This is a genomic window from Duganella sp. LjRoot269, assembly GCF_964254095.1.
GTDB classification, from domain to species: domain Bacteria; phylum Pseudomonadota; class Gammaproteobacteria; order Burkholderiales; family Burkholderiaceae_D; genus Rugamonas; species Rugamonas hordei.
The window spans coordinates 885,300-899,136 of record NZ_CAXUSL020000001.1; the positions used below are offsets into that span (position 1 = coordinate 885,300).

The window sequence follows — 13,837 nt, forward strand, 5'->3', positions numbered from 1 at the left end:
AACCCGACATACCTCGTATTAAGTTGTTGCGTCAAGTGTCTTTTCACGCTACACTAGCCGGCTTCGGTATGGATACGCCTTTTTATTGATCCGTACTAATTTTAGTAGTTCAACATATCCCCGCCCAATCGTAGGTGGGAATTGGAGAAAAAATGAGCCTTGGCCTTCTCGGTCGCAAGGTTGGTATGATGCGCATCTTCACCGATGACGGGGATTCGATCCCAGTCACCGTGTTGGACGTATCGAACAACCGTGTTGCGCAAATCAAAACTCCTGAAACTGACGGTTATTCCGCTGTTCAGGTCGCATTCGGTCAACGTCGCGCTTCCCGCGTAACGAAGGCTGTTGCTGGTCACCACGCTAAAGCTGGTGTTGAAGCCGGTACTCTGTTGAAAGAGTTCCGCGTCGACGCTACCAAAGCTGCCGAACTGAAAGCTGGCGATGTCGTTGCCGCTTCCCTGTTCGAAGTCGGTCAAAAGATCGACGTTCAAGGTGTCACGATCGGTAAAGGCTATGCCGGTACCATCAAGCGTCACCACTTTGCTTCGGGCCGTGCTACCCACGGTAACTCCCGTTCGCACAATGTTCCAGGTTCCATCGGTATGGCGCAAGATCCAGGCCGCGTGTTCCCAGGTAAGCGCATGACCGGTCACCTCGGTGACGTCACCCGCACTGTGCAGAACCTCGAAATCGCCCGTATCGATGCCGACCGTCAGCTGCTGCTGGTCAAAGGCGCGATCCCAGGCGCGAAAAACGGCCAGGTCGTTGTATCGCCTGCTGTCAAAGTTAAAGCAAAGAAGGGAGCTTAAACGATGGAACTCAAGCTCTTGAACGCTCAAGGTCAAGCCGCCTCTAACGTAGCTGCCGCCGACACCATTTTCGGCCGTGACTACAACGAAGCCCTGATCCACCAAGTCGTCGTTGCTTACCAAGCCAATGCTCGCAGCGGCAACCGTAAACAAAAAGACCGTGAAGAAGTCCACCACACGACCAAGAAGCCATGGCGCCAAAAAGGTACCGGCCGCGCTCGTGCTGGTATGTCGTCGTCGCCACTGTGGCGCGGCGGTGGTCGCATCTTCCCGAACTCGCCTGACGAGAACTTCACCCACAAAGTGAACAAGAAGATGTATCGCGCAGGTATCTGCTCGATCCTGTCCCAGCTGGCCCGCGAAGATCGCCTGACGATCATCGAAGACCTGACGATCGAAGCGCCAAAGACCAAGCTGCTGTCGCAAAAGCTGACCGGCATGGGCTTTGACTCGGTTCTGATCATCACCGACGTCGCCAACGAAAACCTGGAACTGGCATCGCGTAACCTGCCTAACGTACTGGTTGTTGAACCACGTCACGCAGATCCAATGTCCCTGGTGTTCTACAAGAAGATCCTGGTCACCAAAGCTGCACTGGCTAAGATTGAGGAGATGCTGGCATGAGCGCATTGAAATTTAGCGAAGAGCGCCTGATGAAGGTGCTGCTGGCTCCGGTCATTTCCGAAAAGGCCACCATGGTCGCGGAAAAGAACGAACAGATCGTGTTCCGTGTAACCACCGACGCGACCAAGCCAGAAATCAAAGCCGCTGTTGAACTGCTGTTCAAAGTGGAAGTGGAATCGGTGCAGACCGTCAACCGCGAAGGTAAGCAGAAGCGTTCCGGTGCCCACACCGGCCGCCGCAACCATACCAAGCGTGCTTTCGTGTGCCTGAAACCTGGCCAGGAAATCAATTTCTCCGAGGAGGCTAAATAATGGCACTCGTTAAGATGAAGCCAACCTCCCCAGGCCGTCGCGGCATGGTGAAAGTTGTGAACCCGGACCTGTACAAAGGTCGTCCGTTCGCAGCCCTGGTTGAGAAAAAATCGAAAACTGCTGGTCGTAACAACAACGGCCATATCACCACCCGCCACATCGGCGGTGGTCATAAGCAGCACTATCGCCTGATCGACTTCAAGCGTCAGAAGGATGGCATTCCTGCGAAAGTGGAACGTATCGAATACGATCCTAACCGCACCGCGAATATCGCCCTGCTGTGCTACGCCGACGGCGAGCGTCAATACATCATCGCCACCAAAGGCATGAGCGTTGGCGACACCGTGATGAACGGTTCGGAAGCGCCGATCAAGTCGGGCAACTGCCTGCCGATCCGCAACATCCCAGTCGGTACCGTCATGCACTGCGTCGAAATGCTGCCAGGTAAGGGTGCCCAGATGGCCCGTACCGCCGGCGCCGGCGTGGTCCTGATGGCCCGCGAAGGTACCTACGCTCAAGTGCGCCTGCGCTCGGGTGAAGTGCGTCGCGTGCACATCGAGTGCCGTGCAACCGTGGGTGAAGTCGGCAATGCCGAACACAGCCTGCGTAAAATCGGTAAGGCCGGTGCGATGCGCTGGCGCGGTGTTCGTCCTACCGTTCGCGGTGTGGTCATGAACCCGGTCGATCACCCGCACGGTGGTGGTGAAGGTAAAACTGCAGCTGGTCGTCATCCAGTGTCGCCTTGGGGCCAACAGACGAAGGGTAAGAAGACCCGCAGCAACAAGCGCACTTCTTCCATGATCGTCTCGCGCCGCGGCAAGAAATAAGGGGTAGCACATGACTCGTTCATTGAAAAAAGGGCCGTTCTGTGACGCCCACCTGGTGAAAAAAGTCGAAGCCGCACAAGCAGCCAAAGACAAAAAGCCAATCAAAACCTGGTCCCGTCGTTCGACCATCATGCCTGACTTCATCGGCCTGACGATCGCCGTCCACAATGGCAAGCTGCACGTGCCGGTGTACGTCTCCGAGAACATGGTTGGTCACAAGCTCGGTGAATTCGCGCTGACCCGCACGTTCAAGGGCCATGCCGCTGACAAGAAGGCGAAGAAATAATGGAAACCAAAGCTATCCTCAAGGGTGTGCGCTTGTCGGATCAAAAAGGTCGCCTCGTGGCCGACCAGATCCGCGGCAAGAAAGTTGACGCTGCACTCAACATTCTGCAATTCAGCCCAAAAAAGGGCGCGACCATCATCAAGAAAGTGCTGGAGTCGGCTATCGCCAACGCCGAGCACAATGACGGCGCGGACATCGACGAACTGTTCGTGAAAACGATCTACGTCGAAAAGGGCCCGATCCTGAAGCGCTTCACTGCACGCGCTAAAGGCCGGGGCGATCGTATCTCGAAACAATCGTGTCACATTTACGTGACCGTCGGCAACTAAGGAGCTAAAAATGGGTCAAAAAATTCACCCAACCGGCTTCCGCCTGTCGGTTACCCGTAACTGGGCGTCGCGTTGGTACGCGGGCAACAGCAACTTTGCCTCGATGCTCAACGAAGACTTGAAAGCACGCGCTTACCTGAAGACCAAGCTGAAGAACGCTTCGGTCGGCCGCATCGTCATCGAGCGTCCTGCCAAGAACGCGCGCTTCACGATCTACAGCTCGCGTCCGGGCGTGGTCATTGGTAAAAAAGGCGAAGACATCGAAGTACTGAAGTCGGCGCTGACCAAGATCATGGGCGTGCCTGTCCACGTGAACATCGAAGAAATCCGCAAGCCGGAAATCGACTCGCAGCTGATCGCCGATTCGATCGCCCAGCAGCTGGAAAAGCGCATCATGTTCCGCCGCGCGATGAAGCGTGCGATGCAAAACGCCATGCGTCTGGGTGCCCTGGGCATCAAGATCATGTCGTCGGGTCGTCTGAACGGTATCGAAATCGCTCGTAAAGAGTGGTATCGCGAAGGCCGTGTGCCACTGCACACCCTGCGCGCCGATATCGACTACGGCACCAGCGAAGCTTCGACCACCTACGGCATCATCGGCGTCAAGGTCTGGGTATACAAGGGTGACCGCGCGCCTAACGGCGACGCACCAGTCATCGATACCCCGCCAGACGAGAAGAAGCCACGTGGCCCACGTCGTGACGACGGCAAACCAGCTGGCCGTCCGCGCCCAGCCGGTGCCGGCGCCGGTGCGAAACCAGCCGCTCCAGGTGCAGCCCGTGTGCGCAGCGCCGCCAAGCCGGCCGAGAAAGCAGGAGAATAATCATGCTGCAACCAGCACGCAGAAAGTATCGTAAAGAGCAGAAAGGCCGTAACACCGGCATTTCGCACACCGCCGGCACTTCGGTGTCGTTCGGCGAGTTCGGTCTGAAAGCCGTTGCCCGTGGTCGTATCACGGCACGCCAGATCGAGGCAGCACGTCGCGCCATGACCCGTCACATCAAACGTGGCGGCCGTATCTGGATTCGCGTGTTCCCGGACAAACCGATCTCGAACAAGCCTGCCGAAGTCCGTATGGGTAACGGTAAAGGTAATCCGGAGTACTACGTCGCTGAAATCCGTCCAGGCAAAGTCCTGTACGAAATGGATGGCGTCGCAGAAGAACTGGCGCGCGAAGCATTCCGCCTGGCCGCTGCCAAACTGCCACTGGCGACCACGTTCGTGATCCGCCAAGTCGGCCAATAACAGGAGTGAAATATGAAAGCATCTGAACTCCGCGGCAAAGACCAGGTAGCTCTGCAAAAAGAGCTGAATGACCTGTTGAAGGCACAATTCGGCCTGCGTATGCAAATCGCTACGCAACAGCTGAGCAATACTTCGCAGCTCAAGAAGGTACGTCGCGATATCGCACGTGTAAAAACGGTAATGAACACCAAGGAAGCCAAATGACCGAAACAGTGAACAAGCCGCTCAAGCGCACGCTGATCGGTAAGGTGGTGTCCGACAAGATGGACAAGACCGTTACCGTTCTGATCGAACGTCACGTGAAACATCCTTTGTACGGCAAGATCATCGTGCGCTCGAACAAGTACCACGCGCACGACGAGACCAACCAGGTGAAAGCCGGTGACACGGTGGAAATCGTGGAAGGTCGTCCGATCTCCAAAACGAAGGCATGGACCGTGACCCGTGTGGTGCAAGCCGCACAAATCGTTTAATTGAAGTGCACGCCCCCGTGGCAACAGCGGGGGCGCTTCAATTAGTTCTTGCAAGCCCGCGAGTTGTATGTAATACTTGCGGGCTTCGTTCATGTAACGCCGCAAAGTGTCTGGCCACAGACGCAGAACCGTGCGGTCAGTGCAGTACGAAGGTCAAGCACCCAAACAGTGGGCCCAGCAGGGCACTCTGGCGGGACCAAGACTGACCGCGGGTCCGCATTGTGTGGATTCTTCGGCTTAAGTTGGGAAAGAGAATACTATGATTCAAACTGAAAGCCGGCTCGAAGTGGCTGACAATACCGGTGCCAAAGAAGTTATGTGCATCAAGGTATTGGGCGGCTCCAAGCGCCGTTATGCTGGCATCGGCGACGTGATCAAGGTAACCGTTAAGGTTGCTGCGCCACGCGGTCGTGTCAAAAAAGGTGAAATTTATAACGCCGTGGTAGTGCGCACCGCTAAAGGTGTTCGCCGCCAAGACGGTTCCCTGGTGAAGTTCGACGGCAACGCTGCCGTTCTGCTGAACGCCAAGCTGGAACCGATCGGTACCCGTATTTTTGGACCAGTGACGCGCGAGCTGCGCACTGAAAAGTTCATGAAGATCGTGTCCCTGGCACCGGAAGTCCTGTAAGGAGTCGTAATGGATAAGATTCGTAAAAACGACGAAGTCATCGTTCTGACCGGGAAAGACAAGGGCAAGCGTGGCGTCGTTCAGCAGCGTATCGATGCTGAGCATGTCGTGGTTGAAGGCATCAACGTCGCCAAAAAAGCGACCAAGCCTAACCCAATGACTGGCGTACAAGGTGGTATCGTCGATAAGACTATGCCGATTCACGTGTCCAACGTTGCATTGTTCAATGCAGCGACTGGCAAGGCAGACCGTGTCGGTTTCAAGGAAGTGGATGGCAAAAAAGTCCGCGTCTTCAAATCGTCCGGCGAAGTAGTGAAGGCTTAAGAAATCATGGCACGTCTCCAAGAATTCTATAAAGAAAAAGTCGTCGCCGACCTGACCGCGAAATTCGGTTACAAGTCGGTGATGGAAGTTCCACGTCTGACCAAGATCACCCTGAACATGGGTGTTGGTGAGGCCATCGCGGACAAGAAAGTCCTCGAGCACGCTGTCGGCGACCTGACCAAGATCGCCGGCCAGAAGCCGGTGACGACCAAGTCGCGCAAAGCTATCGCGGGTTTCAAGATCCGTGAAGGCTACCCGATCGGTACCATGGTCACCCTGCGCGGCGCTCGCATGTACGAGTTCCTCGATCGCTTCATCACCGTGGCCCTGCCGCGCGTGCGCGATTTCCGTGGTGTCAATGGCCGCTCGTTCGATGGCCGTGGTAACTACAACATCGGCGTGAAAGAGCAGATCATCTTCCCGGAAATCGAGTACGACAAGATCGATGCGCTGCGTGGTATGAACATTTCGATCACCACCACCGCCAAGACCGACGACGAAGCGAAAGCTCTGCTCGCCGCCTTTAAATTCCCGTTCAGGAACTAAGAAGATCATGGCAAAACTCGCACTGATTAACCGTGAGCAGAAACGCGTCGACCTGGCAAACAAGTTTGCCGCCAAGCGCGCCTCGCTGAAGGCCATCATTGATGACCAGTCGAAGTCGGAAGAAGAACGTTACGAAGCGCGCCTGAAGCTGCAAGCGCTGCCACGTAACTCGGCACCGACTCGCCAGCGTAACCGCTGCGCCGTCACCGGTCGTCCACGCGGCACTTTCCGTAAATTCGGTCTGGGCCGTATCAAGCTCCGTGAATTCGCCATGCGTGGTGAGATCCCGGGTATGACTAAAGCAAGCTGGTAATAGGAGAATATGCAATGAGTATGAGCGATCCTATCGCCGATATGCTGACCCGCATTCGTAACGCCCAAGGCGTGCAAAAGACGACCGTGGCCATGCCATCGTCGAAAGTTAAAATTGCGATTGCCAACGTCCTCAAGGACGAGGGTTACATTGAAGATTTCGCCGTAGCCGAAGCTGGTGGCAAGGCGGAACTGAAAATCGGTTTGAAGTATTATGTTGGCCGTCCCGTCATTGAGCGCCTTGAGCGCGTGTCCCGTCCGGGCCTGCGCGTCTACAAGGGCAAAGACGAGATCCCTACTGTGATGAATGGCTTGGGTGTGGCGATCGTGTCGACTCCGCAAGGCGTCATGACTGACCGCAAAGCACGCGCTACCGGTGTCGGCGGCGAAGTTATTTGCTACGTCGCATAAGGAGTTAGACATGTCTCGTGTAGCTAAAATGCCAATCGCTGTGCCAGCTGGCGCTGATGTCGCCATCTCCGCGCAAGCGATCACCGTCAAGGGCCCGCTGGGCGTCTTGACCCAGGCCCTGAACGGCCAGGTAAAGGTGGAAAACAACGCAGGAACCCTGAGCTTCGTCGCCGCTAATGACAGCCGCGAAGCCAATGCCATGTCCGGTACGCTGCGCGCACTGGTCAACAACATGGTTGTTGGCGTGACCAAGGGTTTCGAGAAAAAGCTGAACCTGGTCGGTGTGGGTTACAAGGCGCAAGCGCAAGGCGACAAGCTGAATCTGTCGCTGGGCTTCTCGCACCCTGTCGTGCACGCCATGCCAACCGGCGTCACCTGCGCTACCGCAACGCCGACGGAGATCATCATCAAAGGGATCGACCGTCAGCAAGTGGGCCAAGTGGCTGCTGAAGTTCGCGCTTACCGCTCCCCTGAGCCTTACAAGGGCAAGGGCGTCCGTTATGCGGACGAAGTGGTTAAGATTAAAGAAACCAAGAAGAAGTAACTAGGGGCTGACGATGGACAAGAAAGAATCACGTCTGCGCCGCGGACGCCAAACCCGGATCAAGATCGCGCAACAGAAAGTGAACCGCCTGTCGGTACACCGCACTAACCTGCATATCTACGCGAACCTGATCTCGCCGGATGCCAAAGTACTGGTATCGGCCTCCACGGCAGAAGTCGAAGTGCGCAACGAACTGGCTGGCAAATCGGGCAAGGGCGGCAACGCTGCTGCTGCCGCGATCGTCGGCAAGCGCGTCGCAGAGAAAGCACTGAAAGCAGGGATTACCGAAGTCGCGTTCGACCGCTCCGGTTTCCGTTACCACGGCCGTGTGAAGGCGCTGGCAGAAGCCGCGCGCGAAGCCGGTCTGAAGTTCTAAGGAACGATCATGGCAAAAATGCAAGCAAAAATGGCAAGCGACAAGCCGGATGACGGCATGCGCGAAAAAATGATCGCGATCAACCGCGTGACCAAAGTGGTCAAGGGTGGTCGTATCATGGGTTTCGCCGCGCTGACCGTGGTTGGTGACGGCGATGGCCGCATCGGCATGGGCAAGGGCAAGTCGAAGGAAGTACCGGTTGGTGTGCAGAAGGCAATGGAAGAAGCCCGTCGCAACCTGATCAAGGTCTCCCTGAAGAACGGCACCCTGCAGCACACCGTTACCGGCCGTCACGGCGCATCGAAAGTGATGATGTCGCCTGCGAAACCAGGTACCGGCGTCATCGCCGGCGGCGCAATGCGCGCAATCTTCGAAGTAATGGGCGTGACCGACGTCGTGGCGAAATCCACCGGCTCGAGCAACCCTTACAACCTGGTGCGCGCCACGCTGGATGGTCTGGCAAAAATGAGTACTCCTGCTGAAATTGCTGCGAAACGCGGCAAGTCGGTAGAAGAGATCCTGGGCTAAGGTGAACGACATGACAACTAAAACCGTCAAAGTACAATTGGTCAAGGGCTTGATCGGCACGCGTGAAGATCACCGTGCCACCGTCCGCGGTCTGGGCCTGCGTCGCGTCAACTCGGTCTCCGAGCTGCAAGACACCCCATCCGTGCGCGGCATGATCAACAAAGTCTCGTACCTCGTTAAAGTAGTTGCGTAAGCCCCCGGGCTTACACACGGAGAAATCATGGAACTGAATACCATACAACCAGCCGATGGCGCTAAGCACTACAAGCGTCGCGTCGGCCGCGGTATCGGCTCCGGTCTGGGTAAAACCTCGGGCCGTGGTCACAAGGGTCAAAAATCGCGTTCGGGCGGCTTCCACAAAGTCGGTTTCGAAGGCGGTCAGATGCCTCTGCAACGCCGTCTGCCTAAGCGCGGTTTCAAGTCGCTCAACGCCACCTTCAAAGCTGAAGTGCGCCTGTCCGACCTGAACAAGCTGGCTGTCGGCGATGTCGACATCCTGGTGCTGAAGCAAGCTGGCGTACTGAGCGTGCTGGCACGCGACGTGCGCGTCATTCTGTCCGGCGAGATCACCAAAGCGGTGAACCTCAAAGGCCTGAAAGTGACCGCTGGCGCGAAAGCCGCCATCGAAGCAGCCGGCGGCTCGGTAGCCTGAGTTGACCGCTAACAGCTTGATCGGAGCGAAAATTGGCGACTAACCCACAATTAGCTAAAAGTGCAGCAGCTGGTTTCCCTTGGGGCCGGCTCTGGTTCTTGCTTGGCGCATTGGTGGTTTATCGTATCGGCGCTCACATCCCGGTTCCCGGGATCGATCCGGTACAATTGGCCGCGCTGTTCAAGTCGCAAGAGGGTGGCATCCTGGGCATGTTGAACATGTTCAGCGGTGGCGCTCTCGCGCGCTTCACAGTCTTTGCGCTGGGTATCACGCCTTACATCTCGGCCTCGATCATCATGCAGCTGGTGTCGATCGTCTCGCCGCAGATGGAAGCGCTCAAAAAAGAAGGCGAAGCAGGCCGTCGCAAGATCACCCAGTACACCCGGTATTTCACGGTGGTGCTGGCGTCGTTCCAGGCGTTCGGCATTGCAGTCGCACTGGAGTCGCAAGCTGGCCTGGTGCTGGATCCAGGCTTTGCATTCCGTTTCGTGACGGTCGTGACGCTGTTGACCGGAACCATGTTCGTGATGTGGTTGGGCGAGCAGATTACCGAGCGCGGTCTCGGTAACGGCATCTCGATCATCATCTTCGCGGGTATCGCCGCCGGCCTGCCGGGCGCGCTGGGAGGCCTGGCCTCGTCGGTGAGCAACGGTTCGATCGGTGCCTTGTCCGCGATCATCATCATGATCCTGGTTGTGGCGGTGACGTTCTTCGTGGTGTTTGTCGAACGTGGCCAACGCAAGATTCTGGTGAACTATGCGAAACGCCAGGTGGGTAACAAGATTTACGGTGGACAAACGTCGCACCTGCCATTGAAATTGAACATGGCCGGCGTGATCCCACCGATCTTCGCTTCGTCGATTATCTTGTTCCCGGCAACGATCGTGGGCTGGTTTACGACGGGCGCCGACACGGCCAACCCGGCGGTCCGGTTCCTGAAAGATTTGGCAGCATCGATGGGGCCAGGCGAGCCCATCCACGCACTGTTGTACGCCATTGCGATCGTGTTTTTCTGTTTCTTCTATACAGCGCTGGTCTTCAACAGCAAGGAAACAGCGGATAACTTGAAGAAGAGCGGGGCCTTTGTGCCAGGGATACGTCCCGGTGAGCAGACTGCCCGTTACATCGACAAGATCCTGACACGTTTGACACTGGCTGGCGCCATCTACATCACTTTGGTGTGTTTGTTGCCGGAATTCATGCAAGCCGAGTGGAAGGTACCGTTTTATTTTGGCGGCACCTCTCTGTTGATTATTGTAGTTGTGACCATGGACTTCATGGCGCAGGTACAAAACTACGTGATGTCGCAGCAATATGAATCGCTGCTGCGCAAAGCAAATTTCAAGGGCGGAATTCCGACGCGATAAGCGCGGTAAACATACCGAATGGCAAAAGACGACGTCATACAGATGCAGGGCGAGATTCTTGAGAATCTCCCGAATGCAACATTTCGAGTAAAGCTGGAAAACGGACACGTGGTGCTCGGGCATATTTCGGGTAAAATGCGGATGAACTATATCCGCATTCTTCCTGGCGACAAGGTGACGGTAGAGCTGACACCTTACGATCTGAGCCGCGCACGCATCGTGTTCCGGACCAAGTAACTATAGATAATCGAACCAAGAAGAGAGAGCAAAATGAAAGTTAACGCCTCAGTCAAGCGGATCTGCCGCAACTGCAAGATCATCAAGCGCAAGGGCGTTGTTCGCGTAATCTGCGTCGAACCACGTCACAAGCAGCGTCAAGGTTAATAACCGTTATTTATCGAGGAATAACGAATGGCACGTATTGCAGGGGTTAATATCCCCAATCATCAGCACACCGTTATCGGCCTGACGGCCATCTACGGTGTAGGCCGTCCACGCGCAAAGTTCATCTGCGCCGCAACGGGTATCGCGACCAATAAAAAGGTCAAGGATCTGGACGACAGCGAACTGGAAAAGCTGCGCGATGAAGTAGCTAAATTCATCGTCGAAGGCGATCTGCGCCGCGAACTGTCCATGAACATCAAGCGTTTGATGGATCTGGGTTGCTACCGCGGCATGCGTCACCGTAAGGGCCTGCCGGTCCGCGGTCAGCGCACCCGCACCAATGCACGTACCCGCAAGGGCCCGCGCAAAGCCGCTCAATCGCTCAAGAAATAATCTAGGGAAATCACATGGCTAAGCAACAAAGCAGCGCAGCAGCAGCGCGCGTACGCAAGAAGGTCAAGAAGAACGTTGCCGAAGGTATCGCGCACGTTCACGCTTCCTTCAACAACACCATCATTACCATCACCGACCGTCAGGGCAATGCGCTGTCGTGGGCAACCTCCGGTGGTGCTGGCTTCAAGGGTTCGCGTAAATCGACCCCGTTCGCAGCGCAGGTTGCGGCTGAAGCAGCTGGTAAAGTCGCGGTTGAGTGCGGCGTGAAGAACCTGGAAGTGCGCATCAAGGGCCCTGGTCCTGGTCGCGAATCCGCAGTGCGCGCACTGAACAACCTGGGCATCAAGATCACCGAGATCCAGGACGTTACCCCAGTGCCGCACAACGGCTGCCGTCCTCCAAAACGTCGTCGTATCTAATAGTCCGGTCGGCGGCGAAGTTCGCTTCGCCTCCTTCCCGCTGTTAAAAAAAATCGCTGGAGCAGATGACCGGAAACGGTTATACTGCCCGGCTATTGTCGTCTGTCTGGCTGATATGCCGGCAGACTTTAGCCACGTCCGGCCCGTGAGGTCAGGACTAGCGCCTAACTGTGCTGGCACAGCTGGGGCGTCATCATTTAAAAAAAGGAAGCATCGTGGCACGTTATATCGGACCTAAAGCAAAACTCTCCCGTCGTGAAGGTACTGACCTGTTCCTGAAGAGCGCACGTCGCTCGCTGGACAGCAAGTGCAAACTTGACGTCAAACCAGGCCAGCACGGCGTCAAGTCGGGTGCCCGCACCTCGGACTACGGCAACCAGCTGCGCGAAAAGCAAAAAGTCAAGCGTATGTACGGCGTGCTGGAACGTCAGTTCCGTCGCTACTTCGCAGAAGCCGACCGCCGCAAGGGCAACACCGGCGAAACCCTGCTGAAGCTGCTGGAAACCCGCCTGGACAACGTCGCATACCGCATGGGCTTCGGCTCGACCCGCGCTGAAGCGCGTCAGCTGGTATCGCACAAAGCCTTCACCGTGAACGGCCAGGTTGTGAACATCGCTTCGTACGTGGTCAAAGTCGGCGACGTCATCGCTGTCCGCGAAAAGTCGAAAAAGCAAGTGCGTATCGTTGAAGCGCTGTCGCTGGCTGAACAAGTCGGCATGCCAGCTTGGGTGTCGGTCGACTCCAAGAAAATGGAAGGCACCTTCAAGTCCCTGCCAGAGCGCAACGAGATCGCCAACGACGTCAACGAATCGCTGATCGTCGAACTGTACTCGCGTTAATCTGTAGTCTAGCAGCACCAAAACCCGCCCACTCGCTCGAGTGGGCGTTTTCACTAATGCCATCAGCCTTATCGGCCTAACGCGCCGAGGGTATTGAAAAGGACATTTACATGCAAAACAGTCTGTTGAAGCCACGTATTATCGATGTAGAGGCGCTGGGCGCCGGCCACGCTAAAGTAGTGATGGAGCCGTTCGAACGCGGCTATGGCCATACATTGGGTAATGCGCTGCGTCGCGTGCTGCTGTCGTCGATGGTGGGCTACGCGCCGACCGAAGTGACGATCGCGGGCGTTGTACACGAATACTCGTCGCTCGACGGCGTGCAGGAAGACGTCGTTGACCTGCTGCTGAACCTGAAGGGCGTGGTCTTCAAAGTCCACAACCGCGACTCCGTCACCCTGACCCTGAAAAAGGAAGGCGAAGGCGCCATCCTGGCTTCGGACATCGATCTGCCACACGACGTGGAACTGATCAATCCGGACCACGTGATCGCTCACCTGACCGCCGGCGGCAAACTGGACATGCAGATCAAAGTCGAAAAAGGCCGTGGCTATGTGCCGGGTAACGTACGCCGCCTGTCCGAAGACACCAACAAGACCATCGGCCGCATCATTCTGGATGCATCGTTCTCGCCGGTTCGCCGCGTTTCCTACTTCGTCGAGTCCGCTCGCGTGGAACAGCGTACCGACTTGGACAAGCTGATCATCAACATCGAAACCAACGGCGTGATTTCGCCGGAAGAAGCGATCCGTCAATCGGCCCGCGTGCTGGTCGATCAACTGAACGTGTTCGCCGCCCTGGAAGGCACCGAAGCCGCTGCCGAAGCCCCATCGCGCGCACCGCTGGTCGATCCTATCCTGCTGCGTCCGGTGGACGACCTGGAGCTGACCGTCCGTTCGGCCAACTGCCTGAAAGCGGAAAACATCTACTACATCGGCGACCTGATCCAGCGTTCGGAAAACGAACTGCTGAAGACGCCGAACCTGGGCCGCAAGTCCCTGAACGAAATCAAGGAAGTGCTGGCTTCCCGCGGCCTGACCCTGGGCATGAAGCTGGAAAACTGGCCGCCTGCAGGCCTGGAAAAATAACAAATTGGGTGACAGTGCCGGACATCGCGCAGCGATGTTCGGTCCTGTTACCAACTGATTTGCATTTTGTAGTACCCGCCCGGCGCATGTTGTGCCGGGCGTATATCCCTAGAACCGGTCCG

The 13,837-nt window shown here is 56.5% G+C and carries 27 protein-coding genes; all 27 read left to right on the forward strand.

The window, feature by feature from the left end:
• Window positions 1-152: 152 nt before the first annotated feature.
• The 27 genes from rplC (at window position 153) to ACSQ3S_RS03915 (ending at window position 13,715) form a co-directional block, all read left to right on the forward strand.
• Window positions 153-809, forward strand: a complete 657-nt coding sequence (gene rplC / locus ACSQ3S_RS03785; protein WP_008444287.1) for a 50S ribosomal protein L3 — start codon at window positions 153-155, stop codon at window positions 807-809.
• A 3-nt stretch (window positions 810-812) separates the two neighbouring features.
• Complete coding sequence (rplD, locus tag ACSQ3S_RS03790; protein ID WP_026334873.1) at window positions 813-1,433, forward strand: 50S ribosomal protein L4; 621 nt, start codon at window positions 813-815, stop codon at window positions 1,431-1,433.
• On the forward strand, window positions 1,430-1,744 hold the full coding sequence (gene rplW / locus ACSQ3S_RS03795; protein WP_008444291.1) for a 50S ribosomal protein L23: 315 nt from the start codon (window positions 1,430-1,432) through the stop codon (window positions 1,742-1,744). The genes rplD and rplW overlap by 4 nt, the downstream gene beginning before the upstream one ends.
• Entirely contained in the window at window positions 1,744-2,571 is an 828-nt protein-coding gene (rplB, locus tag ACSQ3S_RS03800) for a 50S ribosomal protein L2 (protein WP_008444293.1), read from the forward strand. The genes rplW and rplB overlap by 1 nt, the downstream gene beginning before the upstream one ends.
• Window positions 2,572-2,581: 10 nt before the next feature.
• On the forward strand, window positions 2,582-2,857 hold the full coding sequence (rpsS, locus tag ACSQ3S_RS03805) for a 30S ribosomal protein S19 (protein WP_008444295.1): 276 nt from the start codon (window positions 2,582-2,584) through the stop codon (window positions 2,855-2,857).
• Window positions 2,854-3,186 carry a 50S ribosomal protein L22 gene (gene rplV, locus ACSQ3S_RS03810; RefSeq protein WP_176362469.1) on the forward strand — a complete coding sequence of 111 codons (333 nt, stop codon included), beginning with the start codon at window positions 2,854-2,856 and terminating at the stop codon, window positions 3,184-3,186. Before rpsS ends, rplV begins: the two co-directional genes overlap by 4 nt.
• 10 nt (window positions 3,187-3,196) lie before the next feature.
• Window positions 3,197-4,009 carry a 30S ribosomal protein S3 gene (gene rpsC / locus ACSQ3S_RS03815; RefSeq protein WP_176655250.1) on the forward strand — a complete coding sequence of 271 codons (813 nt, stop codon included), beginning with the start codon at window positions 3,197-3,199 and terminating at the stop codon, window positions 4,007-4,009.
• Between the two features lie 2 nt (window positions 4,010-4,011).
• Window positions 4,012-4,431: a 50S ribosomal protein L16 gene (rplP, locus tag ACSQ3S_RS03820; protein WP_176655251.1), complete on the forward strand. Its 420-nt coding sequence runs from the start codon at window positions 4,012-4,014 to the stop codon at window positions 4,429-4,431.
• Between the two features lie 12 nt (window positions 4,432-4,443).
• Window positions 4,444-4,635: a 50S ribosomal protein L29 gene (gene rpmC / locus ACSQ3S_RS03825; protein WP_019923486.1), complete on the forward strand. Its 192-nt coding sequence runs from the start codon at window positions 4,444-4,446 to the stop codon at window positions 4,633-4,635.
• Entirely contained in the window at window positions 4,632-4,904 is a 273-nt protein-coding gene (gene rpsQ / locus ACSQ3S_RS03830) for a 30S ribosomal protein S17 (protein ID WP_166097829.1), read from the forward strand. Before rpmC ends, rpsQ begins: the two co-directional genes overlap by 4 nt.
• Before the next feature lie 259 nt (window positions 4,905-5,163).
• Entirely contained in the window at window positions 5,164-5,532 is a 369-nt protein-coding gene (gene rplN, locus ACSQ3S_RS03835) for a 50S ribosomal protein L14 (protein WP_008444317.1), read from the forward strand.
• 9 nt (window positions 5,533-5,541) lie between these two features.
• Window positions 5,542-5,856: a 50S ribosomal protein L24 gene (rplX, locus tag ACSQ3S_RS03840; protein ID WP_176655252.1), complete on the forward strand. Its 315-nt coding sequence runs from the start codon at window positions 5,542-5,544 to the stop codon at window positions 5,854-5,856.
• A gap of 6 nt (window positions 5,857-5,862) precedes the next feature.
• Entirely contained in the window at window positions 5,863-6,402 is a 540-nt protein-coding gene (gene rplE, locus ACSQ3S_RS03845) for a 50S ribosomal protein L5 (protein ID WP_008444321.1), read from the forward strand.
• A gap of 7 nt (window positions 6,403-6,409) precedes the next feature.
• Window positions 6,410-6,715, forward strand: coding sequence for a 30S ribosomal protein S14 (rpsN, locus tag ACSQ3S_RS03850; protein ID WP_008444324.1), 306 nt, complete (start codon window positions 6,410-6,412; stop codon window positions 6,713-6,715).
• 14 nt (window positions 6,716-6,729) lie between these two features.
• Complete coding sequence (rpsH, locus tag ACSQ3S_RS03855; protein WP_008444325.1) at window positions 6,730-7,125, forward strand: 30S ribosomal protein S8; 396 nt, start codon at window positions 6,730-6,732, stop codon at window positions 7,123-7,125.
• A 10-nt stretch (window positions 7,126-7,135) separates the two neighbouring features.
• Window positions 7,136-7,669 carry a 50S ribosomal protein L6 gene (rplF, locus tag ACSQ3S_RS03860; RefSeq protein ID WP_176655253.1) on the forward strand — a complete coding sequence of 178 codons (534 nt, stop codon included), beginning with the start codon at window positions 7,136-7,138 and terminating at the stop codon, window positions 7,667-7,669.
• A 13-nt stretch (window positions 7,670-7,682) separates the two neighbouring features.
• On the forward strand, window positions 7,683-8,045 hold the full coding sequence (gene rplR, locus ACSQ3S_RS03865) for a 50S ribosomal protein L18 (protein ID WP_090325886.1): 363 nt from the start codon (window positions 7,683-7,685) through the stop codon (window positions 8,043-8,045).
• A gap of 9 nt (window positions 8,046-8,054) precedes the next feature.
• On the forward strand, window positions 8,055-8,573 hold the full coding sequence (gene rpsE / locus ACSQ3S_RS03870) for a 30S ribosomal protein S5 (protein WP_008444331.1): 519 nt from the start codon (window positions 8,055-8,057) through the stop codon (window positions 8,571-8,573).
• Window positions 8,574-8,583: 10 nt separating this feature from the next.
• Window positions 8,584-8,766, forward strand: coding sequence for a 50S ribosomal protein L30 (gene rpmD / locus ACSQ3S_RS03875; RefSeq protein WP_090325890.1), 183 nt, complete (start codon window positions 8,584-8,586; stop codon window positions 8,764-8,766).
• Between the two features lie 27 nt (window positions 8,767-8,793).
• Window positions 8,794-9,225 (forward strand): 50S ribosomal protein L15, encoded by a 432-nt coding sequence (gene rplO, locus ACSQ3S_RS03880; RefSeq protein ID WP_166097815.1) that lies wholly within the window; start codon window positions 8,794-8,796, stop codon window positions 9,223-9,225.
• Window positions 9,226-9,257: 32 nt separating this feature from the next.
• On the forward strand, window positions 9,258-10,592 hold the full coding sequence (gene secY, locus ACSQ3S_RS03885; protein ID WP_117014456.1) for a preprotein translocase subunit SecY: 1,335 nt from the start codon (window positions 9,258-9,260) through the stop codon (window positions 10,590-10,592).
• A gap of 18 nt (window positions 10,593-10,610) precedes the next feature.
• Window positions 10,611-10,829: a translation initiation factor IF-1 gene (gene infA / locus ACSQ3S_RS03890; RefSeq protein ID WP_005663428.1), complete on the forward strand. Its 219-nt coding sequence runs from the start codon at window positions 10,611-10,613 to the stop codon at window positions 10,827-10,829.
• Between the two features lie 33 nt (window positions 10,830-10,862).
• Window positions 10,863-10,976 (forward strand): 50S ribosomal protein L36, encoded by a 114-nt coding sequence (gene rpmJ, locus ACSQ3S_RS03895; protein ID WP_005663407.1) that lies wholly within the window; start codon window positions 10,863-10,865, stop codon window positions 10,974-10,976.
• 27 nt (window positions 10,977-11,003) lie between these two features.
• Window positions 11,004-11,369, forward strand: a complete 366-nt coding sequence (rpsM, locus tag ACSQ3S_RS03900) for a 30S ribosomal protein S13 (RefSeq protein WP_008444337.1) — start codon at window positions 11,004-11,006, stop codon at window positions 11,367-11,369.
• A 14-nt stretch (window positions 11,370-11,383) separates the two neighbouring features.
• Window positions 11,384-11,788, forward strand: a complete 405-nt coding sequence (rpsK, locus tag ACSQ3S_RS03905; RefSeq protein WP_008444339.1) for a 30S ribosomal protein S11 — start codon at window positions 11,384-11,386, stop codon at window positions 11,786-11,788.
• Between the two features lie 215 nt (window positions 11,789-12,003).
• A complete protein-coding gene (rpsD, locus tag ACSQ3S_RS03910; RefSeq protein ID WP_176655254.1) occupies window positions 12,004-12,627 on the forward strand; it encodes a 30S ribosomal protein S4 in 624 nt (207 codons plus the stop codon).
• 110 nt (window positions 12,628-12,737) lie between these two features.
• On the forward strand, window positions 12,738-13,715 hold the full coding sequence (locus ACSQ3S_RS03915) for a DNA-directed RNA polymerase subunit alpha (RefSeq protein ID WP_008444343.1): 978 nt from the start codon (window positions 12,738-12,740) through the stop codon (window positions 13,713-13,715).
• The last annotated feature ends 122 nt before the right edge of the window (window positions 13,716-13,837 follow it).